This is a genomic window from Herbiconiux liangxiaofengii (genome assembly GCF_041927335.1).
Classification (GTDB): Bacteria; Actinomycetota; Actinomycetes; order Actinomycetales; family Microbacteriaceae; genus Herbiconiux; species Herbiconiux liangxiaofengii.
In genome coordinates this window covers 189,592-210,195 of record NZ_JBHFHD010000008.1, presented here as the reverse complement: position 1 = coordinate 210,195, position 20,604 = coordinate 189,592, and the positions used below count along the sequence as shown (strand labels likewise).

Sequence of the window (20,604 nt, the reverse complement as noted above, 5' to 3'; positions counted from 1 at the left end):
GACCGTTCAGATGTTTTCACGCAGGCGCGGTGCCGCCGTCTTGGTGTCGATGGCGGTGGCACTCACGGGGTTCGGTGCGATGCCGGGCGGCGGTATCGCACCCGCTCACGCGGCGCCCTCGCCGCTCCCGGCCCCGGGGGCAACCAGTCTCGTCACCGTGTCGGATACCGGCGCGGCCGACGGTGATTCGAGCGACACGTCCATCTCGGAAGACGGGCGTTTCGTGGCCTTCGCCTCCTCGGCGACGAATCTGACCAGCCTGCCGACGAGCGATCGCCGGCAGGTGTTCGTGAGAGACATGGTCACGGGGGTCACACAGATGGTCAGTGTCTCGTCGACCGGCGTCGCGGGTGGCAACCGTGACTCACGCGACCCGTCGATCTCCGCCGACGGGCGGTTCGTGGCATTCGCCTCGGAGGCGACCGACCTCGACGCAACGCTCCCCCTGACAGACGATCACACGCAGATCTACATCCGGGATCTCGCGACGGGATCCACCCGTCTGGTCACCCGCAACATCGCCGGGACTGCGGGAGGCAGATACAACTCGTACCAACCCTCCTTGTCCGGCGACGGTTCGAGACTCGTGTTCGCATCGATCGCGCCGGATCTCCTGGCCGGAGTTAGCGTCGGTGAGGGCCAGGTCTTCACCGCAGAGCTGGTCGCCGGGGCCATGACCGTGGTGGGCATCGCCAGCATCCGCGACTCGGGGGCGACCTCGCCGGGAGAGCCGGGTGACGACTACTCCCGCTCGCCTGCGCTCTCCCGCGACGGGTCTGTGGTCGCATTCACCTCCGGTGCGAGGAATCTCACGACAGACGCCGTGCCGGCGGCCTCCGAGCAGGTCTTCGCCCACTCGTTCGGATCAGGTCGTACGCGACTCGTCAGCCTCGCGGCGGGCGGGGGCGGGGGCGACTGGGATTCAAGGGCCGCGTCGATCTCCGACGACGGACAGCGGGTGGCATATGAGTCCGAAGCAGGCAACCTCGTCGAACTGCCACGGAAAGGGCAGCTTCAGGTGTATGTCCGCGATCTGGCGGCCACCACCTCGGAACTCGTCAGCATGAACAAGAACGACGACGCCGGCACCGTAGGCCTGGCGAGAACGGCGTCGATCTCCGGTGATGGTCGACGAGTCGCGTTCGCCTCGGACGCTCGTGACCTCGTCGGCGGCGACAGCCGTGGTCAGTGGCAGGTCTATTGGCGCGACCTCACGGCACGGGTGACCACGATGGCCAGTTCGACACTCGCTGATCCCACCCGGGGGGGTGGTGTGCCGGGGGCTGATCAGCCCAGCATCTCCGGAGACGGACAACGGATCGCGTTCACCGCCGCCGGGGATCTGCTCGGCGGATCCGGGCCGGCGCAGGTGTATCTCCACGGCCTGAACGGCTCACGCGTCGAGAGGGTCGGCGGAGCGGACCGCTTCGCGGTGTCGGCCGCGGTGTCGGCGGCGAACTTCCCGCCGGGAACCGAGGTCGTCTACGTGGCGTCCGGCGCGGTCTTCAGCGACGCGCTGTCCGGTTCGGCGGCGGCTGGGGCGCAGGGCGCGCCGGTGCTGCTCGTCGGCAAAGATGCGGTACCCGACTCGGTCGCGAACGAACTCAGGCGTCTCGGTCCGACGTCCATCGTCATTCTCGGTGGTTTCGCCACCATCTCGGCGAGCGTCCAGACGGCACTGTCCGCGTTCGGGGCGACCGTTTCCCGCATCGAAGGGCCCGACCGATTCGCGGTCTCGGCGGCTGTCTCGAGAGCGCGGTTCGCGAAGCACACGCCGACCGCGTACATCGCCTCCGGCGAGGTCTTCCCGGATGCGCTCTCGGGCTCTGCGGCCGCGGGCTTGCTCGGAGGGCCCGTTCTGCTGGTCACGAAGAACTCGATCCCGGGCGTGGTCTCCAACGAACTGAAGCGCCTGGCGCCGGGGAGCGTCGTGGTTCTCGGCGGTGAGGCGACCATCTCCGCGGCGGTCTACTCGGAGATCGCGAAGCTCAGCTACCCCGTGCGCAGGGTCTCCGGTGCTGATCGCTTCGAGGTCTCGGCCGGCGTCGCGGCAGACGTCTTCCCGAACGGGCAGCGAGTGGTCTACGTGGCGTCGGGCGCCGTGTTCCCCGACGCTCTGTCGGGCTCGGCCTCGGCGATCGCGGGCAAGGGGCCGGTTCTCCTCGTGACCCGGGACGCCGTTCCCGCATCGGTCGCCGCGCAGCTGGAGCGACTCGACCCCTACCGAATCGTGGTGCTGGGGGGCCCGAGCACGATCTCCGACACAATCCTCGATGCCTTGGAGAAGTACCTCCCTCGATAGGAACCCGACGACCCGTCTCGAATCGCCCTGTCTCGAACGGAATGTGGGCGTTTCGGGACGGGTCGCGAGTGGACCCATCGGTCGGATTGCGCACCACGGCGGTCTCGGGAGGCGAGCCGGGGCAGGCTCTGGCCGTCGTGGCACTCCATGAAAGACGCGCAGGAGACGTACCTCCTACGATGAGCAAGGGAGCGCCGCCGCCCGCTGACTTGGGTCGATCGCCGTTGTAAGATCGGGGGGTGATCGACATAAGTCTGGGGTCCCGCGGGTCGGGTTCACCTCAACCGAGTGACCTCTTCCAGATCATGCGCGACGGGCAGCCCCGCACGCGCACCGAGCTGGCCACGATGACCGGACTCGCCCGCTCCACCGTCGCCTTGCGGGTCGACGCGCTGATGCGGCTGGCGCTGCTGAAGCCGGTCAGCGATGCCATCTCCACGGGCGGTCGCCCGTCGACGCAGTTCGCCATCAACTCCGCGGGGCATTCCGTGCTCGGAGTCGACGTCGGGGCTTCGCACGTGCGGGTCGCCATCAGCGACCTCACTGGCGCGATGGTGGCGGAGACCGCGGCCGAACTCGACATCGCCCGCGGCCCGCAGGAGGTGCTCGGGCGGGTGATGACGATGGGCACCGAGCTGATCGCCTCGGCCGGCGACCGCGTCGGCCCGCTGATCGCGGTCGGGGTCGGCCTGCCCGGCCCGGTCGAGCACAGCTCGGGCCAGCCGATCAACCCGCCGATCATGCCCGGCTGGCACCGCTACGACGTGGCCGGCGTGCTCGGCGAGCACTTCGGCGTTCCGGTGCTCGTCGACAACGACGTGAACATCTCGGCGCTGGGTGAACGGGAGCTCGCGTGGCCCGGGGTCGATGACCTCATGTTCGTGAAGGTGGCCACCGGCATCGGCGCCGGAGTCATCTCGGGCGGGGTGCTGCAGCGCGGGGCCCAGGGCACGGCCGGTGACCTCGGGCACGTCTACGTGACCCGCGGCGCCGACGTGCTCTGCCGCTGCGGCAACACCGGCTGCCTCGAGGCGATCGCCTCGGGTTCGGCGGTCGCCCGGGCGCTCGCCGATCAGGGCTCGGACACCCGTACCAGCCTCGACGTGGTCGAACTGGTGCGCCGGGGGGACATCGAGGCCATCCAGGCCGTACGTCAGGCGGGACGCGACCTCGGCGAGGTTCTCACGACCTGCGTGAGCCTGATGAACCCCTCCACCATCGTGATCGGCGGTTCGCTCTCTGCCGCCGGCGAGCACCTCATCGCGGGTGTGCGCGAAGCGGTCTACACGCGGGCCATGCCGTTCGCCACCGAACATCTCGAGATCACGAAGTCGCAGATCGGGGCGGATGCCGCCATCGCCGGGGCGGCCGTGCTCGCCATCCGGTCGGCCCTGTCGATCGAGCGGGTCGACGCCATGGTCGCGGCGCTGGGCGAGGAAAGGGACTGACAGGTCCTCCTCGCCCAGCGCCGCGAGTTCAGGGGCGGGCGCCGAGCGGGCTTCAGCGGGTGCTGAAGGCGGCGTCGAACGACGCGCTGGGCGCCTCGAACGCGAGCTTCTTCACGAAGGCCAGCGCCTCGGGGGCGCCGACCAGCCGATCCATCCCGGCGTCCTCCCACTCCACCGAGAGCGGACCGTCGTAGCCGATGGAGTTGAGGGCGCGGAAGCTCTTCTCCCACGGCACGTCGCCGTGTCCGGTCGACACGAAGTCCCATCCGCGGCGCAGGTCGGCCCAGGCCAGATGCGAACCGAGCCGGCCGTTGCGCCCGTTGCCGGTGTTCATCTTCACGTCTTTGCAGTCGACGTGGTAGATGCGGTCCTTGAACTCGAGGATGAACGAGACCGGGTCGAGCTCCTGCCACACGAAGTGCGACGGGTCCCAGTTGAGCCCGAACGCCTCGCGGTGCCCGATGGCCTCGAGCGTTCGCACCGTCGTCCAGTAGTCGTACGCGATCTCGCTCGGGTGCACCTCGTGGGCGAACCGCACCCCCACCTCGTCGAACACGTCGAGAATCGGGTTCCAGCGGTCGGCGAAGTCCTGGTAGCCCGCGTCGACCAGCTCCTGCGACACGGGCGGGAACATGGCCACGTACTTCCAGATGCTCGAGCCCGTGAAGCCCACCACGGTCTTCACGCCGAGCTTCGCAGCCAGGCGTGCGGTGTTCTTCATCTCCTCAGCGGCGCGCTGCCGCACCCCTTCCGGGTCGCCGTCGCCCCACACGACGTCGGGCAGGATGTCGCGGTGCCGCGCGTCGATCGGATCGTCGCACACCGCCTGCCCCTTGAGGTGGTTCGAGATGGTGTGCACCGTGAGGCCGTGCCGGGCCAGCAGGTCGAGCCGGCCCTGCACGTACTCGTCGTCATCCCACCGCCACGGGTCGAGGTGGTCGCCCCAGCACGCGAGCTCGAGCCCGTCGTAGCCCCAGGAGGCGGCGAGGCGCGCCACCTCCTCCAGCGGCAGGTCGGCCCACTGGCCGGTGAACAGGGTGATGGGCCGGCTCATGCGTACTCCTCCTCGGTGCTCGATGCCGTCGTGCTCGCGACCGCCGTCCAGGCGCTCGCGTTCTGCGAGCTGAGCTCCACCGCCTCGAGGGCGCTCTGCACCTGCAGACCGTCGTCGAACGACGGCCGCGGCTGTTCGCCCGCCGCGATGGCGGCGACCAGGTCGCGCACCTGGTGGGTGAAGCCGTGCTCGTAGCCCAGCCCGTGGCCGGCGGGCCACCAGGCGTCGACATACGGATGCTCGGGCTCGGTCACGATGATCTTCGTGAATCCGCGCGTGGCCGGGTCGGCCGTCGCGTCGTAGAACTGCAGCGCGTTCAGGTCTTCGAGGTCGAACGCCACGGCGCCGAGCGACCCTGACACCTCCAGCCGCAGGGCGTTCTTGCGGCCGGTGCTGAAGCGGCTGGCCTCGAAGGCCCCGAGCACACCGTCGTCGAAGCGCCCGGTGAACAGGGCCCGGTCATCGACCGTCACCTCGGCCGTTCCCACGCCGGCGACACCGCTGAGTCCGTGCGACTCGGCCAGCACCGGGCGCTCGCCCACGATCGTCTCGACGACGCCGCTCACCGCCACCAGCCGACGGCCCGTCACGAACTGCGCCAGGTCGATGGCGTGCGCTCCGATGTCGCCGAGCGCGCCCGACCCCGCCTGCTCCTTGTCGAGCCGCCAGGTGAACGGGGCCAGGGGGTCGACCAGCCAGTCCTGCAGGTACGACGCGCTGACCTGGTTGACCGTGCCGATCCGGCCGGCGGCCACGAGGTCGCGGGCCAGGGTGGCGGCGGGCACCCGCCGGTAGGTGAAGCCCACCATCGCGTACCTGCCGCGGGCGGCGGCGCGGGCGGCGGCTTCCGCCATCGCCCGCGCCTCGGTCACCGTGTTGGCCAGAGGCTTCTCGCACAGCACGTGCTTTCCGGCGTCGAGCGCCGCGATGGCGATCTCGGCGTGGGTGCGCCCGGGCGTCACGATGTCGACCAGGTCGATGTCGTCACGCTCGATCACCGAGCGCCAGTCCGCCGACGACTCCGCCCAGCCCCAGCGGGCGGCGGCGTCGGCGGCGCGATCGGCATCCCGGCCCACCAGCACGCTCATCCGCGGGTCGAGGGGCAGGTCGAAGAACCGTGGCGCCACGCGCCACGCCTGGGAGTGCGCCGCGCCCATGAAGCCGTTGCCGACCATGGCGACGCGGAGCGGGGGAGCAGTTCCCGTCACGGCCCGTGTCCTACGACTCGAACGCGCTGGGCAGGTAGACGTCGACGTTCTCCTTGGTCACCACCGGTGCGAAGAGCTGGACCTTGCGCGGCACCGACGACTCGACGAGATCGCTCATGCCCTTCTCCTGCACGATCAGCCGGGCGAGGGCGATGCCGTCGGCGGCCTGCGTGGAGGGGTAGATGACCGTCGCCTTGAGCACGGTGTCATCGGCCTGGATGGAGCGCATCACGTTCGCCGAGCCGGCACCGCCGACCATGAAGAACTCGTCGCGTCCGGCCGCGTCGATGGCGGCGAGAACGCCGACACCCTGGTCGTCGTCGTGGTTCCAGATGGCGTCGATCTTCGGGGCCGAGGCGAGCAGCTGCGAGGCGGCGGCCTCGCCGCCCTGCACGGTGAAGTCGGCGGCCACGCGGTTCGAGACGTCGAGCCCGCAGTCCTCGAGCGCGTCGGCGAAGCCCTGGCTGCGATCCTGCGTCAGCGGCAGGCTGTCGATGCCGGCGATCTCGGCGACGACGGCGTCGTCGTTGCCCTCGAGCTGCTCGCAGATGTAGGTGCCGGCGCTCACGCCCATGCCGTAGTTGTCACCGAGGATGGTGGTGCGCGCGGCGAAGGTGCTCGAGAACTCGCGGTCGACGTTGACCACGGGGATGCCCGCCTCCATGGCCTTGATCGCCACGTCGGTGAGGGCCGCCCCGTCGGTGGGCAGCAGCACGATGGCGTCGACCTTGTCGTTGATGAACGTCTCCACCTGGCTGATCTGCAGGTTGGCGTCGTTGGTGCCCTCCGCCACCACGAGGTCGACGTCGGCGTACTTCTCGGCCTCGGCGATGGCGGCCGAGTTGATTGCGCCGAGCCAGCCGTGGTCGGCCGCGGGGCCCGAGAAGCCGATGCGGATGGTGTCGCCCGTGGCGGCATTGTCTTCGACGGTGGTGTCGGCGGCCGGTGCGGCGCCTCCGGAGTCGGGGGTGCCGGCCGTGCAGGCCGTCATCAGGGCGACGACCGCGACGGTCGCGCCGGAGGCCAGCGCCAAGCGCGGCCAGAACGTAGGGGTTGAGAGCATGTGATCCTCCTGGTGGTCGTCATTGACGATCGTCACCCTAGCAGTTATGTTGACTGAGTGACCAAAGTCGATCATGAAACGTCATTACTCGAGGTGAGGGCGTTGTCGAAGGCCTTCGCCGGTGCCCGTGCGCTCGACGGCGTCGACCTGAGCGTCGTGGCCGGTGAGGTGCACTGCGTGCTCGGCCAGAACGGTGCCGGCAAGTCCACGCTCATCAAGACGCTCTCGGGCGTGAACCAGCCCGACTCGGGCGAGATCCTCTGGAACGGCGAGGCGGTGTCGATCACCGATCCGGTGGCGGCGCTCGCGCTCGGCATCGCCACCATGTATCAGGAGCTCGACGTGGTCGACGGCCTGAGCGTGGCCGAGAACATCTTCCTCGGTCACGAGCACGCCACGGGCGGGGTGACCGAACGGCGCCGGTCGGCCCGCGAGGCGCAGGCCATCATGGCGCGCCTCGGCCATCCGCACATCTCACCCTCGCGCGAGGTGGGCACCCTCTCGGCGGCCAACAAGCAGATCGTGAGCATGGCCCGTGCCCTCTCGCACGACGCCAAGCTCATCGTGATGGACGAGCCGTCGGCCGTGCTGGACTCCGAAGAGGTGAAGAACCTGTTCCGGGTGGTGCGCGAACTCACGGCAGCGGGCATCGCGGTGATCTACATCTCGCACCGGCTCGAGGAGATCCGCGAGATCGGCGACCGCATCACCGTCATCAAAGACGGCCGCACGATGGCGACGGGCCTGCCGGTGGCCTCGACCCCCACGCCCGAGCTCATCCGGCTGATGACGGGCCGAACCGTCGACAACGTCTTCCCGCCTCGGCCCGGGGTGCCCGCCGAGGCTCCGGTGGTGCTCTCGGTTCGCGGGCTCGGCCTCGCCGGCGTGTTCGACGACGTCGAGTTCGACGTGCGCGCCGGCGAGATCGTGGGGCTCGCGGGCCTCGTCGGCTCCGGCCGCTCCGAGATCGTCGAGACGGTCTACGGCGCTCGAAAGTCGACCCGCGGCACGGTCGAGGTCGACGGCCGTCGGGTCACACCCGGTTCGGTGCGCGCCGGGGTGCACGCGGGAATGGGGCTCTCGCCCGAAGAGCGCAAGAGCCAAGGGCTCATCCTCGACGAGCCGGTCTACCGCAACGTCACCCTGGCGAGCTTCACGCGCTGGGCCCGGGCCGGCCTGCTCGACGAACGCGCCGAGCGCAGGGTGGCGCGCGAGCAGCTCGACGCCCTCGAGCTGCGCCCGGCCGACCCCGACCGCCCCGCCCGCACCCTCTCGGGCGGCAACCAGCAGAAGCTGCTGCTCGCCCGCTGGCTCGTGCACGGCACCCGCATCCTGCTGCTCGACGAGCCCACGCGCGGGGTCGATGTCGGGGCGCGGGCCGAGATCTACGCCCTCATCCGCCGCCTGGCCGAGAAGGGCACCGCCATCGTGGTGATCTCGAGCGAGATCGACGAGGTGCTCGGTCTCTCCGACCGGGTGCTCGTGGTGGCCGAAGGCCGCGTCATCCACACCAGCCGAGCCGACGAGATCGACGAGCACGACGTGCTCGACCTCGTGATGAAAGGAACAGCCGCATGAGCGAGCAGAACTCCGCCGCAACCCTCGCCGGGCCGGCACCCTCCGGCGGCATGACCCCGCCCGATCGGCGGCCGAGCCTGCTCAGTCGGGCACTCGGCGGATCGGCCGCCCGCAGCCTCGGGCTCGTGATCGCCCTGCTCGCCCTGTTCGTGGTGGGCGCGGTCACAGCCGGTGACCGGTTCGCGAGCGTCGAGAACGTGCTCACGATCATCCGGTTCGCGTCGGTGATCGGCGTGATCAGCATCGGCATGACCTTCGTGATCACCGCGGGCGGCATCGACCTCTCGGTGGGCTCGGTGCTCGGGCTCGCGTCGGTCGTGGCGACGCTGTCCTGGGTGCAGGACTTCTCGACCTCCACCAGCTGGGTCGTGATGGTGCTCGTGGCGCTCGCCGTGGGAGCGGGGGCCGGGCTCATCAACGGGGTGGTGATCGCCTACGGCAACGTGGTGGCCTTCATCGCCACCTTGGCCATGCTCGTGGCCGCGAAGGGTTTCGCCGAGGTGCTCGCGAACCGCACCACGCAGATCGTGAAGGAGCAGGGCTTCCTGTCCGCGCTGCGTGGCGACCTGCTCGGCGTGCCCATCCTGATCTGGATCTTCGTGGTGGTGGTCGTCGCAGGCTGGTTCCTGCTCAACCGCACCACCTTCGGGCGGCGCACCGTGGCCATCGGCGGCAACCTCGAGGCCGCGCGGCTGGCGGGCATCAAGGTGAAGCGGCACATCATGTACGTCTACGTGCTCTCCGGGCTGACCGCGGGCATCGCGGCCGTGATGATGCTGGCCCGCACCACCGCCGGCACCTCGACGCACGGCGGGTTGTACGAGCTCGACGCCATCGCGGCCGTGGTCGTGGGCGGCACGCTGCTGGTGGGCGGGCGCGGCACCATCATGGGCACCGTGCTGGGTGTGCTCATCTTCTCGACGCTCACCAACGTGTTCACGCAGAACAACCTGTCGACGTCGGTGCAGGCGATCGCCAAGGGCGTGATCATCGTGGCCGCGGTGATGCTGCAGCAGCGGTTCGCGAACCGCAGCCGGAAGCGCTGACCGGCCCGACGGGCCGCGACCCGGCGCGAGCGGCTACGCGAGCAGCGCGATCACGAGCAGCAGGATGCCGACCAGCGGCGCCGCACCCTGGATGAGGGCGGGCCGGAGGTTCCGCCGCCCGGTCGAGACGAGCACCGCGGCGGCGAGCACCATCGATCCCGCGGCGAAGAGAGCGAGCGCAGCCCCGGCCGGAACAGCGCCGGCCCAGTACAGGATGACGCCGAGAACGACCCCCACCGCGAGGAAGAGGTTGTAGAACCCCTGGTTGTAGGCCATCGGAGCCGTGGTGTCGGCGTCGGCCTGCGAGGCGACGCCGAAGATGCGCCAGGTGGCCGGGTGACGCCAGCGCAGGCTCTCCAGCACGAAGATGTACACGTGGATGAGTCCCGCGATGGCGAGGAAGACGGTTGCAGCGACGGCCATGGGGTCAGCCTAGGGTGGAACCGGCAATCCCATCCGATGAAGGAGAGATCATGACCCGTGTCGTCGTCACCGGAGGCAGTGGCAAACTGGGCCGCGCCGTCGTCACCCATCTGCTCGACAACGGCTACGAGGTGGTGAACCTCGACCAGCGGCCGGGCACGGATGCGCGGGCCGTGTTCGTGCAGGTCGACCTCACCGACTACGGCCAGGTGCTGCAGTGCTTCACGAGCGTCGACGACCGCTACGACGGCGTCGACGCCGTGGTGCACCTCGCCGCCGTGCCCGCACCGGGCCTGCGCCCGAACTCCGCCATCTTCGCCAACAACGTGCCGGCGAGCTACAACGTGTTCGCGGCGGCCAAGGCGGCCGGCATCGACAACGTGGTGTGGGCCTCCAGCGAGACCGTGCTGGGCCTGCCGTTCGCCGAGAACCCGCCGCCCTACTTCCCGGTCGACGAGGACTACGCGGTGCGCCCCTCCAGCACCTACTCGCTCGGCAAAGCCGTGGAGGAAGAGATGGCGCGCCACTTCACGCGCTGGAACCCGAACCTCAAGCTCATCGGCCTGCGCTTCTCGAACGTGATGGATGTCGACGACTACGCCGCGTTCCCGGCTTTCGAGAACGACCCCGGGTCCCGCTCCTGGAACGCCTGGGGCTACATCGACGCCCGCGACGGCGCACAGGCCGTGCGGTTGGCGCTGGAGAGCACCATCACCGGCTTCGAGGCGTTCATCATCGCCGCGGCCGACACGGTGCTCACCGCTACGTCATCGGCCGATGCGGCCGCCCGGTTCTTCCCCGAGGTGCCGTTCGTGCGCGAGGTGCCGGGCACCGAGACGCTGCTCGGCATCGACAAGGCGAAGCGCATGCTCTGGTTCGAGCCGCAGCACAGCTGGCGCGACCACGTGTAGCAGCGGGCCGCCCCGCTCGACGTGACCGCGGCGCGGAGCGGGCGCATCCGTTCGGCGCCGGCTATTTCTCGAGCGGGCGGTTCGCCACGGTGGGGTAGGCGCCGGTGTAGCCGTCGCGCTCCTTGGCGATGGCGAGGATGCGATCGCGGTAGACGAACCAGCCCAGGATGAGCAGCGGCACGATGATCACGAGCGACGCGATGGTGAAGGTGCCGGCCGGGTAGTCGAACGCCATCAGCACCAGCACGGCCACCAGGAAGGCGAGCGTGAGGTACGAGGTGAACGGAGCCCCGAAGAGCCGGAACTTCGGGCGCGTGTAGAGGCCCTTGTCGGCCAGCTTCTTGAACTTCATCTGGCACAGCACGATGGTGCCCCAGCTCGACACGATGCCGAGGGCCGACACGTTCAGCACGATCTCGAACGCCTGCGCGGGCACCACGAAGTTCAGGCCCACGCCGAGCAGGGCGACCGCCGAGGTGAGCAGGATGCCGCCGAACGGCACCCCGCGCTTGTTGATCTTGCCGGTGAACTTGGGCGCCGCCCCCGCCGTCGACATCGAGTGCAGGATGCGACCGGTCGAGTAGAGCCCCGCGTTCAGGCTCGACAGGGCCGCCGTGAGCACCACGAAGTTCATGGCCGACCCGGCGATGGCGGCCACGGTGGGGTTGCCGATGTTCGAGAAGAAGGTGACGAACGGGCTCTCGGTGCCCGAGTAGCTCGAGGCCGGCAGCAGCAGGGCCAGCAGCAGCACCGAGCCGCAGTAGAACACGGCGATGCGGAACACCACGCTGTTGATGGCGCGCGGCATGATCTTCTCGGGCTCTGCCGTCTCGCCGGCCGCCGTGCCGACGAGCTCCACGCCGGCGTACGCGAACACCACGCCCTGGATCATCACGACCGCCACCACGAGGGTGTTGATGCCGTCGGGGAAGAGGCCGCCCTCGGCCGCCACCATCGGGATGCCGGTGACGCCCTGCTCGGTGGGGAAGGCGAACGCCAGGAACACGACGCCGATGATGAGGAACGCCACGAGCGCCACCACCTTGATCAGCGCGAACCAGAACTCCATCTCGCCGAACACCTTCACCGAGATCATGTTGGCGGCGAGCACCACGGCCAGGGCGATCAGAGCCAGGAGCCACTGCGGCACGTCGGTGAACAGGCTCCAGTACTGCACGTACACGGCCACGGCCGTGGAGTCGACGATGGCGGTCATCGCCCAGTTCAGGAAGTAGAGCCAGCCCGAGACGTAGGCCGCCTTCTCGCCGTAGAACTCACGGGCGTAGCTCACGAACGAGCCCGACGACGGCCGGTGCAGCACCAGCTCGCCGAGCGCCCGGAGGATGAGGAAGGCGAAGAAGCCGCACACGGCGTAATCCACCACGAGTAGCGGCCCGGCCTCGTGCAATCGGCCACCGGCGCCGAGGAAGAGGCCGGTTCCGATGGCCCCGCCGATCGCGATCATCTGCAGCTGCCGCGGCTTCAGCGATTTGTGATAACCCGCCTGCTCGTCGGCGAAACGCTCGTTCGTCATGGCACGACGTTAGTGCGATCCGAGCGCATCGCAAGTCCGGAACAGACCCGAAACTGCGAGCCGGCCGATAATCTGACCGATCGGGCAGTGGCTGACCGATCGGTCAGTGTAGCGTCGTGACCATGCCCATCATCCCGATCGTGCGCCCGCAGAACGACGTCAACGCCGAGTTGCGCCGCATCGCCCTGCAGATGTTCGCGGAGAACGGCTACGCCGGCACCAGCCTGCAGCAGATCGCGGATGCGGCCGGCTATTCCAAGTCGAGCGTGCTCTACCACTTCGGTTCGAAAGAGGCCCTGTTCGACGCGGCCATCGGGCCCGCCGTCCAGAAGCTGTCCTCGTTCCTCGACTCGATCGTCGAGAAGCTCACCGCCGACGAACAGCGCGACGCCTTCGTGGTGGAGTTCATCGACCTGCTGCTGGAGAACCGGATGGCGGCGCACATCATCATCAACCAGGGCCAGACGCTGTCCGGCATCGTGGTGATCGACGAGGCGCGCGGGCTGATCGACCGCATCGGCGAGTCGTTCATGACGGGCCTGCCCACGCCGGCTCAGCGCATCCGCCTGGGTGTCGCGCTCGCCGGTGCCGCCTACGTGATGGTCGCCTCGCGGCCGAGCGTCGCCGACACCGAAGACCTGGAGGCCATCAGGGAAGCCCTGATCGACGTGGTCTCCGAACTGATCACCCCGCTCTCCCGCTAGACCGCATCACCGCACACCGTTCCACCGCCCCACCGCACTCCGCTCCACCCCATCCGCCACGGCTCGACGGCGCGCCGAACACCCGCAGCACTGACGACACCCCGAGGAGCCCACCCGTGGCAACACTGCTCTACCGCATCGGCCGATTCGCGTACCGCCGCGCCTGGTTCGTGGTGATCGGCTGGGTTCTCGTGCTCGGCGCCGTGCTCGGCGGCGGACTGGCCCTCGGCGGCCAGACGCAGGAGAGCTTCACCATCCCCGGCACCGAGTCGCAGCAGGCGATCGACAAGCTCGACAACCTCTTCCCGCAGGCCGCGGGGGCCGGAGCCACGATGGTGGTGGTGGCACCCGAGGGCCAGAACGTGAACGACGACCCGGTGAAGCAGCAGATCTCCGACGTCGCCGACGACATCGCGAAGCTCGACCAGGTGGCCTCGGTGGTGTCGCCGTACTCGGAGTACGCCACCGACGCCATCTCCGCCGACGGCACCACCGCGCTGGTGAAGGTGCAGTTCGACGGCCCGGCCACCGATGTGAAAGACACCTCGCTCGACCAGCTCGAGAACGCTGGAGACACCCTCGTGAGCGACGGCATGGCCGTCTCGTACACCGGAGAGGTCTTCCAGAACACCACCTTCGGGCTCACCGTCACCGAGGCGCTCGGTGTGCTGTTCGCCTTCGTGGTGCTGTTCATCACCTTCGGCTCGCTGCTCACCGCGGGGCTTCCGCTGCTCTCGGCGATCGTGGGCGTGGGCGTGGCGATGGGCGGCATCATCCTGGCCGCTGCCTTCACCACCGTGTCGAGCACCGCGCCGACGCTGGCGGTGATGATCGGACTGGCGGTGGGCATCGACTACGCCCTGTTCATCCTGTCGAGGCACCGATCCCAGCTCGCCCTCGGCATGCCACCGGAGGAATCCGCCGCCAGGTCGGTCGCCACGGCCGGAGCCGCCGTGGTGTTCGCGGGGCTCACCGTCATCATCGCGCTGCTGGGCCTGCTCGTGGTCGGCATCCCGTTCCTGTCGGTGATGGGCATCGCCGCGGCCTTCGCCGTGCTCGCCGCCGTGTGCATCGCCACCACCCTGCTGCCGGCCATCATGGGCCTGGCGAAGGGCCGGCTCGCGCCGAAGGCCGGCTCGCGGGCGGCCCGCCGGGCGCTCGCCGCGAACGAGCACGACGACGAGCCGGTGGCCGGCGCCAAGAAGCCCAAGCGCTCACTCGGCGGCCACTGGGTGGCCCTGGTGATGAAGGCGCCGATCGTGTTCATCATCGCCGTGGTGGGCCTGCTCGGGGCCGTCTCGATCCCCGCCTTCAGCCTCGACCTCAACCTGCCCACCGCGGCCTCGCAGCCGGAGGGGTCGACCACCCGAACCGCCTACGACACCATCTCCGACAAGTTCGGGCCCGGCAGCAACGGCACCATCGTGGTGGTGGCCGACATCACGCAGACCACCGCCATCCAGGACGACCTGGCCGGCATCCGCGCCGACCTCGAGAAGGTCGACGGCGTGGCCACGGTGGGTCAGGGCCTGCCCGACGAGACGCTCGACACGGCCATCTTCCAGATCGTGCCCACCACCGCCCCCGACGACCCGGCCACCAAGAACCTGGTCGAGCGCCTGCGCGAGATGAACACCGACATCACCGACCAGTACGGCACGCCCATCACGGTGAGCGGCCAGACGGCCGTGGCCATCGACGTGTCGAACCAGCTCACCAACGCGCTGCTGCCGTTCGGCATCCTGGTGGTGGGGCTGTCGATCATCCTGCTCGCCATGGTGTTCCGCTCCATCGCGGTTCCGATCAAGGCCGCCCTCGGCTTCGTGCTCTCGGTGGGCGCGTCGTTCGGCGTCACGGTGGCCGTGTTCCAGAACGGCTTCGCCGCCGACCTGCTGAACGTGCACACCACCGGGCCCATCATCAGCTTCCTGCCCATCCTGATGATGGCCATCCTGTTCGGCCTGGCGATGGACTACGAGGTGTTCCTGGTCTCGGGCATGCGCGAAGAGTTCGTGAAGACGAAGGATGCCCGGCGGGCCGTGCGCGTCGGCTTCCAGAACGGGGCGCGCGTCGTCACCGCCGCCGCCCTGATCATGTTCTTCGTGTTCTTCGCCTTCGTGCCCGAGGGGGAGGGGCCGATCAAGGCCATCGCCCTCGCGCTCGCCGTGGGCGTGTTCGTCGACGCGTTCCTCGTGCGCATGACGCTGGTTCCCGCCGTCATGACGCTGCTCGGCCGGCACGCCTGGTATCTGCCGAAGTGGCTCTCCCGCGTGCTGCCCAACGTCGACGTGGAGGGCGAGAGCCTCCGCGAGCACATCGACGAGGTCGAGTGGGCCGAGACCCGCTCGGCGGCCGTCGACGCCGAGCAGCTCGAGGTCGAGGGCGCCGACGGGCCCTACTCGTTCTCGGTGCCGGCGGGCAGCCTCGCCGTGCTCACCGGTCCGACCGCCGCGCGGCGGCTCGTGGGGGCGGCCGTGGCGGGGCGCATCGCCCCGGTCGGCGGCCATCTGCAGGTGCTCGGCCACGGTCTGCCCTCCGAGTCGGGCGAGGTGGCCCGGAAGGTCACCCTGGTCGACCTCGACTCGCGCCTCGCCGACAGCACCACCACCGTGGGCGACGCCCTCGACCAGCGGCTGCGGCTGCAGGCCGGCCTGTTCCGGCGCGAGCCCAAGGGCGCCACCGAGCGCCTGATCGGCCGAATCAACGCCGCCCTCGAGGAGCACGACGAGAACGAGAGCGCGATCGACGTGCACCGCACCCTCGGCGAGCTCTCGCCGTTCGCCCTCTCGCTGCTGCATGTGGCGCTCGGGGTGGCCGACGGTGCGCCGCTGATCGTGATCGACGCCGGCGACGGCGACTTCGCGCATCCGTCGTCACCCGCGTTCGCCTCGGCCGTGGCGAGCATCGCCGACCCGGGCACCACCGTGCTGCTCGGCGTCGAATCGGCACCGGCGGCCCACGCGGCCGCGGTCGGTTCGCGACTCGGCGAACGGATGCTCACCCGCATCGATCTGGCCGGCCAGACGGCCGCCTCCCTCTCCTCCTCCGCCCTGAAAGGACTCTCCCGATGAGTGCCGCCACCTCCACCCCCACTCCGCGGGCCCGCCGGAGGACCAGGATCGCCCTGATCCTCGTGACGCTCGTCGCCATCGCGCTCACCCCGCTGGCCGTGAACGGGCTGTTCGCCGGAGCCCTCGCGAACGCCGACACGAACCTCCAGAAGGTGCCGGCCGCGATCGTGAACAACGACAAGATGGTCACCACCACGGCGGCCGACGGCACCCAGTCGGTGAACTTCGCCGGCCGCGGTCTCGTGACCGAGCTCACCGGCCCCGACCAGACCGGGTTCGACTGGGAGCTCACCAACTCCGACCAGGCGGCCGAGGGGCTGGAAGACGGCACCTACTACGCGGTGCTGACCATTCCGGAGGACTTCTCGGCCACCATCAACACGCTGGCCACCCCCGACCCGAAGCAGGGCTCGATCGACATCCGCACGGATGACGCGCACGGCTACCTCTCGGGCCTCGTGGCCTCCACCGTGGCCTCGGCGGTGCAGGCGGGCTTCGGCCAGCAGATCACCACGCAGGTCGTGAACGGCATCTACACGAGCTTCGGCACCGTGGGCACCAGCCTGTCGGACGCGGCCGGCGGGGCCACCCAGCTCGGCACCGGGGCCGACGGCCTCGTCACCGGCGCGAACCAGCTCGCCGACGGCGCCAACCAGCTCGCCACGGGTGCGACCACGCTGAGCGACGGTCTCGTGCAGTACACGGATGGCGTGACCGGGCTCGCGACGGGTCTCGACACGCTGTCGGCCGGCACCAGCGAGCTGCCTCAGCTCGTCGCGGGCTACGGCACCCTGGCCTCGAACCTCAGCACGGGCAACCAGCAGTTGCAGCTCGCGCTGCAGCAACTGCAGGCCGGCGACCCGGCGGCTCAGGCGAACCTCGTCGCCGCGGCCACCAGTATCGGCACGGCCGACGCCTACGCCGCGAACGGCGTGACGGCTGGGGTGAACGGGCTCGGGCAGCTGCCCGGCGGCATCGCGCAGGCCGCATCCGGAGCCGACCAGCTAGCCGCGAGCGGACCGGCGCTGGTCTCCGGCGCGCAGCAGATCGCGCCGGGCGCGACCCAGCTCGCCACGGGGGCCACCCAGCTCTCGGGCGGCGCCCAGCAGCTCGGCGACGGAGCCCGCACCCTGGCGTCGGGCCTGCAGTCGGGCGCCGACCAGCTCTCGGCGAACTCGCCGGGCAGCGGCGCCACCTCGTCGGCGGCCTCCGTCATCACCCAGCCGGTGAAGGTCGACGTGAACCGCGAGAACCAGGTCGACAACCTCTCTCAGGTGGTCTCGACCGTGCTGCTGCCCACCGCACTCTGGGTGGGGGCGCTCGCCCTGTTCCTGTGGCTGCGGCCGTTCTCGCGCTCGGTGCTCGCCTCGCGGGTGAGCACCCCGCGGTTGGCGCTGCGCACGTTCGCGCGGGGAGTCGGCATCGCTGCCGTGCAGGTGGCGGTGCTCGTGGCCTTCCTGCACGTCGCCGCCGGAGTGGCGTGGAGCCTGCTGCCCGCGACCCTCGGCTTCTCGCTGCTGGTGGCGCTGGCGTTCACCGCCTTCCACCAGTGGCTCGCCACGGCGTTCGGCCGGGTGGGCGCGGTGATCTCGCTTCTGCTGCTGGCGCTGCAGCTGGCGTCGACCGGGGGGCTCTACCCGGTGGAGGTGCTGTCGGGACCGTTCCAGGTGATCAATACGGTGAGCCCGCTGGCGTACGCGGTGTCGGGCGTGCAGGCCATCCTGGCCGGGGGCTCGGGCGCGGTGGTGCTGCAGGCCGCGGTGGTGATGGTGGTGCTGCTGGTGCTGAGCCTGCTGCTCTCGGTGGCGGCGCTGGCACGCCGGCGCCGGCCCGAGGCGATCGGCTGGCTGGTGCCCGCGCGGCCCGCGCCGCCGGCACCCGCCACGCCGCGCACGGCGGTGCTGCGGCCGCAGACCACGTAGGCCGTCCGCACCGCCGGCCCGGCCGGTCCGCATCTGCCGCAGGGTGGAGCGGACCGGCCGCGTTCGTCCTGGCCGGTTCGCCCGGCGGCCGGCTCGGCCGGGCGCGCGTAGCATGGGGGCAATGACCCGAATCGCGCGCTCCGGCTTCCCGTGGCTGCTGGTGGCCGGTGTCGTGGCGGTGGGGTTCATCCTGCGCGGGCCGATGGTGGCCGTCGCCCCCATCACGCACGAGATCAGCGACGACCTCGCCCTGTCGGCGGCCGCCGCCGGTCTGCTCACGAGCCTGCCGGTGCTCTGCTTCGCCCTGGTGACGCCGTTCGCGTCGATCTTCATCGGCCGCGCCGGGGCCAACCTCGCCACCACGGTCGCCATCGTGGGCGTGGGCATCGGGTCGATCGTGCGCTCGGCGGGCGGCGTGGAGGCCACCTTCACCGGAACCATCATCATGGGTGCGTTCATCACCATCGGCAACGTCGTGATCCCGGTGATCATCCGCCGCGACATCCCGCCCGCCCGCGTGGGCATCGTGACCGGGGCGTACACCTCGGCCATGAATGTGAGCTCGATGATCACGTCGCTGGCCACCGTGCCTCTCGCCGAGGCGTTCGGCTGGCGGGGCGCGCTGCTCGCGTGGCTCGGGTTCGTGGCGATCGCCGCGGCGTTCTGGCTGATCGCGGTGGGCCCGAGGGCCGCCTTGCGCTGGGGGCCGATCAAGCCCGCGCTCGAGACCGGCGCCGTCGACACGGTGGCCGTCGACACCCGCGGCATCCCGCTCGCCGCCCCCGAGCCGCACACCTGGCGCAACCTGTCGGCCGTGCTGCTGGCGCTGGCGTTCGCCGGGCAGGCCTTCTCGTACTACGGGCTCACGGCGTGGTTCCCGAGCATCCTGCAGCAGGAGGTGGGCTACTCGGCGGCCGCCGCGGGTACGAGTTCGTCGATCTTCCAGATCGCGGCGGTGGTGGGGGCCCTCGGGGTGCCGCTCATCTCGCAGCGGCTGGGCATCCCGCGCACCTTCGTCGCCGTGGCGGTGCTCTGGATCAGCTTTCCGCTCGGCATGATGCTGGCTCCGGATGCGTGGCTCGCGTGGGGCTTCCTCGGTGGCGTCGCGCAGGGCGGCGGCATCACCATCGTGTTCATGCTCGTGGTGCAGCTCTCGCTCACCGGCACGCACGCGCGCCGGCTCTCGGCGATGGTGCAGGGGGTCGGCTACGCCCTCGGGGCCACGGCCCCGACGCTCGTGGGCGCGGTGCACGACGCCACCGGCGCCTGGACGCTGCCGATCGCCGTGGTGCTCGTGGCCACCCTCGTGTTCTCGGTGGCCGGCCTCGCGGGCGCGCTCCGCGCCACGGGCCCGCGCGCCCCGCGCCCCCTGCGCTGAGGCCCCGCGCCCCAATAGGGTGGAGGCGTGGACTTCAGGATCTTCACCGAACCCCAGCAGGGCGCCAGCTACGATGAGCTCCTCGCGGTGGCGCAGGCCACCGAGCGGCTCGGCTTCGACGCCTTCTTCCGCAGCGACCACTACCTGCGCATGGGCGACGGCGATCCGGGATACGGCCCCACCGACGCGTGGACGACGCTGGCCGGGCTCGCCCGCGAGACCAGCCGCATCCGCCTGGGCACCCTGGTGTCGAGCGTCACCTACCGGCATCCGGGCATCCTGGCCATCCAGGTGGCGCAGGTCGACCAGATGTCAGGCGGCCGCGCCGAGCTCGGGCTCGGCACCGGCTGGTTCGCCGAGGAGCACCTGGCCTACGGCATCCCGTTCCCGCCGAAGCGGTTCGACCTGCTCGAGGAGCAGCTCGACATCGTCACCGGCCTGTGGGCCACCGAGAAGGGGGCGACCTACTCCTTCCAGGGCGAGCACTACACGCTCGAGAACTCGCCGGCGCTGCCGAAACCGGTGCAGTCTCCGCTGCCGGTGATCGTGGGCGGCAAGGGCGCCAAGCGCACCCCGCTGCTCGCGGCGCGGTTCGCCACCGAGTTCAACATCCCGTTCCCCGATCCGGGCACGGTGCCGGCGTTGTTCGAGAACGTGCGGCGGGCCTGCGTGTCGCTCGGGCGCGACCCCGACGAGATCGTCTACTCGGCCGCCCTCGTGGTGGCGGCCGGCGCCACCGAGGCCGAGTTCGAGGCGCGCGCCGCGGCGATCGGGCGTGAGCCCGCCGAACTGCGCACCAACGGCCTGGCCGGCTCGGCATCCGAGATCGTCGACAAGCTGGGTGCCCTGCGCGAGCAGGGGGTCGAGCGGGTCTACCTGCAGGTGCTCGACCTGACCGACCTCGACCACCTCGACTACATCGCCCGCGAGATCGTGCCGCAGCTGGCCTGACGGGCGCGCAT

The 20,604-nt window shown here is 70.3% G+C and carries 15 protein-coding genes; 10 read left to right on the top strand and 5 right to left on the bottom strand.

The window, feature by feature from the left end; all coding sequences use genetic code 11:
- Positions 1-157: 157 nt before the first annotated feature.
- The gene (locus tag ACEXOR_RS07390; RefSeq protein WP_374848826.1) at positions 158-2,302 is read left to right on the top strand and encodes a cell wall-binding repeat-containing protein; all 2,145 of its coding nucleotides are present in this window, start codon (positions 158-160) and stop codon (positions 2,300-2,302) included.
- Between the two features lie 242 nt (positions 2,303-2,544).
- Positions 2,545-3,750, top strand: a complete 1,206-nt coding sequence (locus tag ACEXOR_RS07385; protein ID WP_374849209.1) for an ROK family transcriptional regulator — start codon at positions 2,545-2,547, stop codon at positions 3,748-3,750.
- Between the two features lie 52 nt (positions 3,751-3,802).
- Here ACEXOR_RS07385 and ACEXOR_RS07380 read toward each other — a convergent pair whose 3' ends face one another.
- The 3 genes from ACEXOR_RS07380 to ACEXOR_RS07370 are packed head-to-tail and all read right to left on the bottom strand — an operon-like array spanning position 3,803 to position 7,075.
- Positions 3,803-4,804, bottom strand: a complete 1,002-nt coding sequence (locus ACEXOR_RS07380) for a sugar phosphate isomerase/epimerase family protein (protein ID WP_374848825.1) — start codon at positions 4,802-4,804, stop codon at positions 3,803-3,805.
- The gene (locus ACEXOR_RS07375; RefSeq protein WP_374849208.1) at positions 4,801-5,979 is read right to left on the bottom strand and encodes a Gfo/Idh/MocA family protein; all 1,179 of its coding nucleotides are present in this window, start codon (positions 5,977-5,979) and stop codon (positions 4,801-4,803) included. Before ACEXOR_RS07375 ends, ACEXOR_RS07380 begins: the two co-directional genes overlap by 4 nt.
- A 43-nt stretch (positions 5,980-6,022) precedes the next feature.
- Positions 6,023-7,075 carry a substrate-binding domain-containing protein gene (locus tag ACEXOR_RS07370; RefSeq protein WP_374848824.1) on the bottom strand — a complete coding sequence of 351 codons (1,053 nt, stop codon included), beginning with the start codon at positions 7,073-7,075 and terminating at the stop codon, positions 6,023-6,025.
- A gap of 102 nt (positions 7,076-7,177) precedes the next feature.
- On the opposite strand from ACEXOR_RS07370, the gene ACEXOR_RS07365 reads away from it, so the two are divergent.
- Positions 7,178-8,653: a sugar ABC transporter ATP-binding protein gene (locus ACEXOR_RS07365; RefSeq protein WP_374848823.1), complete on the top strand. Its 1,476-nt coding sequence runs from the start codon at positions 7,178-7,180 to the stop codon at positions 8,651-8,653.
- Positions 8,650-9,699 (top strand): ABC transporter permease, encoded by a 1,050-nt coding sequence (locus ACEXOR_RS07360; RefSeq protein WP_374848822.1) that lies wholly within the window; start codon positions 8,650-8,652, stop codon positions 9,697-9,699. Before ACEXOR_RS07365 ends, ACEXOR_RS07360 begins: the two co-directional genes overlap by 4 nt.
- A gap of 33 nt (positions 9,700-9,732) precedes the next feature.
- Here ACEXOR_RS07360 and ACEXOR_RS07355 read toward each other — a convergent pair whose 3' ends face one another.
- Positions 9,733-10,122 (bottom strand): DUF1304 domain-containing protein, encoded by a 390-nt coding sequence (locus tag ACEXOR_RS07355; protein ID WP_374848820.1) that lies wholly within the window; start codon positions 10,120-10,122, stop codon positions 9,733-9,735.
- Between the two features lie 50 nt (positions 10,123-10,172).
- Here ACEXOR_RS07355 and ACEXOR_RS07350 point away from each other — a divergent pair, with 50 nt between their 5' ends.
- The gene (locus ACEXOR_RS07350; RefSeq protein WP_374848819.1) at positions 10,173-11,033 is read left to right on the top strand and encodes an NAD-dependent epimerase/dehydratase family protein; all 861 of its coding nucleotides are present in this window, start codon (positions 10,173-10,175) and stop codon (positions 11,031-11,033) included.
- 61 nt (positions 11,034-11,094) lie between these two features.
- On the opposite strand, the gene ACEXOR_RS07345 is transcribed toward ACEXOR_RS07350, so the two are convergent.
- The gene (locus ACEXOR_RS07345) at positions 11,095-12,567 is read right to left on the bottom strand and encodes an amino acid permease (RefSeq protein WP_374848818.1); all 1,473 of its coding nucleotides are present in this window, start codon (positions 12,565-12,567) and stop codon (positions 11,095-11,097) included.
- Between the two features lie 122 nt (positions 12,568-12,689).
- Here ACEXOR_RS07345 and ACEXOR_RS07340 point away from each other — a divergent pair, with 122 nt between their 5' ends.
- The 5 genes from ACEXOR_RS07340 to ACEXOR_RS07320 all read left to right on the top strand — a co-directional run bounded on the left by ACEXOR_RS07340 (position 12,690) and on the right by ACEXOR_RS07320 (position 20,593).
- Positions 12,690-13,271, top strand: a complete 582-nt coding sequence (locus ACEXOR_RS07340; protein ID WP_374848817.1) for a TetR/AcrR family transcriptional regulator — start codon at positions 12,690-12,692, stop codon at positions 13,269-13,271.
- 116 nt (positions 13,272-13,387) lie between these two features.
- Positions 13,388-16,342: an MMPL family transporter gene (locus ACEXOR_RS07335; protein WP_374848816.1), complete on the top strand. Its 2,955-nt coding sequence runs from the start codon at positions 13,388-13,390 to the stop codon at positions 16,340-16,342.
- Positions 16,339-18,264 carry a YhgE/Pip family protein gene (locus ACEXOR_RS07330; RefSeq protein WP_374848815.1) on the top strand — a complete coding sequence of 642 codons (1,926 nt, stop codon included), beginning with the start codon at positions 16,339-16,341 and terminating at the stop codon, positions 18,262-18,264. The genes ACEXOR_RS07335 and ACEXOR_RS07330 overlap by 4 nt, the downstream gene beginning before the upstream one ends.
- A gap of 121 nt (positions 18,265-18,385) precedes the next feature.
- Positions 18,386-19,642, top strand: coding sequence for an MFS transporter (locus ACEXOR_RS07325; protein ID WP_374848814.1), 1,257 nt, complete (start codon positions 18,386-18,388; stop codon positions 19,640-19,642).
- A gap of 27 nt (positions 19,643-19,669) precedes the next feature.
- The gene (locus ACEXOR_RS07320; protein WP_374848813.1) at positions 19,670-20,593 is read left to right on the top strand and encodes an LLM class F420-dependent oxidoreductase; all 924 of its coding nucleotides are present in this window, start codon (positions 19,670-19,672) and stop codon (positions 20,591-20,593) included.
- The last annotated feature ends 11 nt before the right edge of the window (positions 20,594-20,604 follow it).

Bases quoted from the DNA above. Each gene is read 5' to 3' on its own strand.
- ACEXOR_RS07380 (WP_374848825.1), bottom strand. From the start codon at position 4,804: ATGAGCCGGCCCATCACCCTGTTCACCGGCCAGTGGGCCGACCTGCCG.
- ACEXOR_RS07350 (WP_374848819.1), top strand. From the start codon at position 10,173: ATGACCCGTGTCGTCGTCACCGGAGGCAGTGGCAAACTGGGCCGCGCC.
- ACEXOR_RS07330 (WP_374848815.1), top strand. From the start codon at position 16,339: ATGAGTGCCGCCACCTCCACCCCCACTCCGCGGGCCCGCCGGAGGACC.
- ACEXOR_RS07370 (WP_374848824.1), bottom strand. From the start codon at position 7,075: ATGCTCTCAACCCCTACGTTCTGGCCGCGCTTGGCGCTGGCCTCCGGC.
- ACEXOR_RS07325 (WP_374848814.1), top strand. From the start codon at position 18,386: ATGACCCGAATCGCGCGCTCCGGCTTCCCGTGGCTGCTGGTGGCCGGT.
- ACEXOR_RS07360 (WP_374848822.1), top strand. From the start codon at position 8,650: ATGAGCGAGCAGAACTCCGCCGCAACCCTCGCCGGGCCGGCACCCTCC.
- ACEXOR_RS07355 (WP_374848820.1), bottom strand. From the start codon at position 10,122: ATGGCCGTCGCTGCAACCGTCTTCCTCGCCATCGCGGGACTCATCCAC.
- ACEXOR_RS07375 (WP_374849208.1), bottom strand. From the start codon at position 5,979: ATGGTCGGCAACGGCTTCATGGGCGCGGCGCACTCCCAGGCGTGGCGC.
- ACEXOR_RS07340 (WP_374848817.1), top strand. From the start codon at position 12,690: ATGCCCATCATCCCGATCGTGCGCCCGCAGAACGACGTCAACGCCGAG.
- ACEXOR_RS07345 (WP_374848818.1), bottom strand. From the start codon at position 12,567: ATGACGAACGAGCGTTTCGCCGACGAGCAGGCGGGTTATCACAAATCG.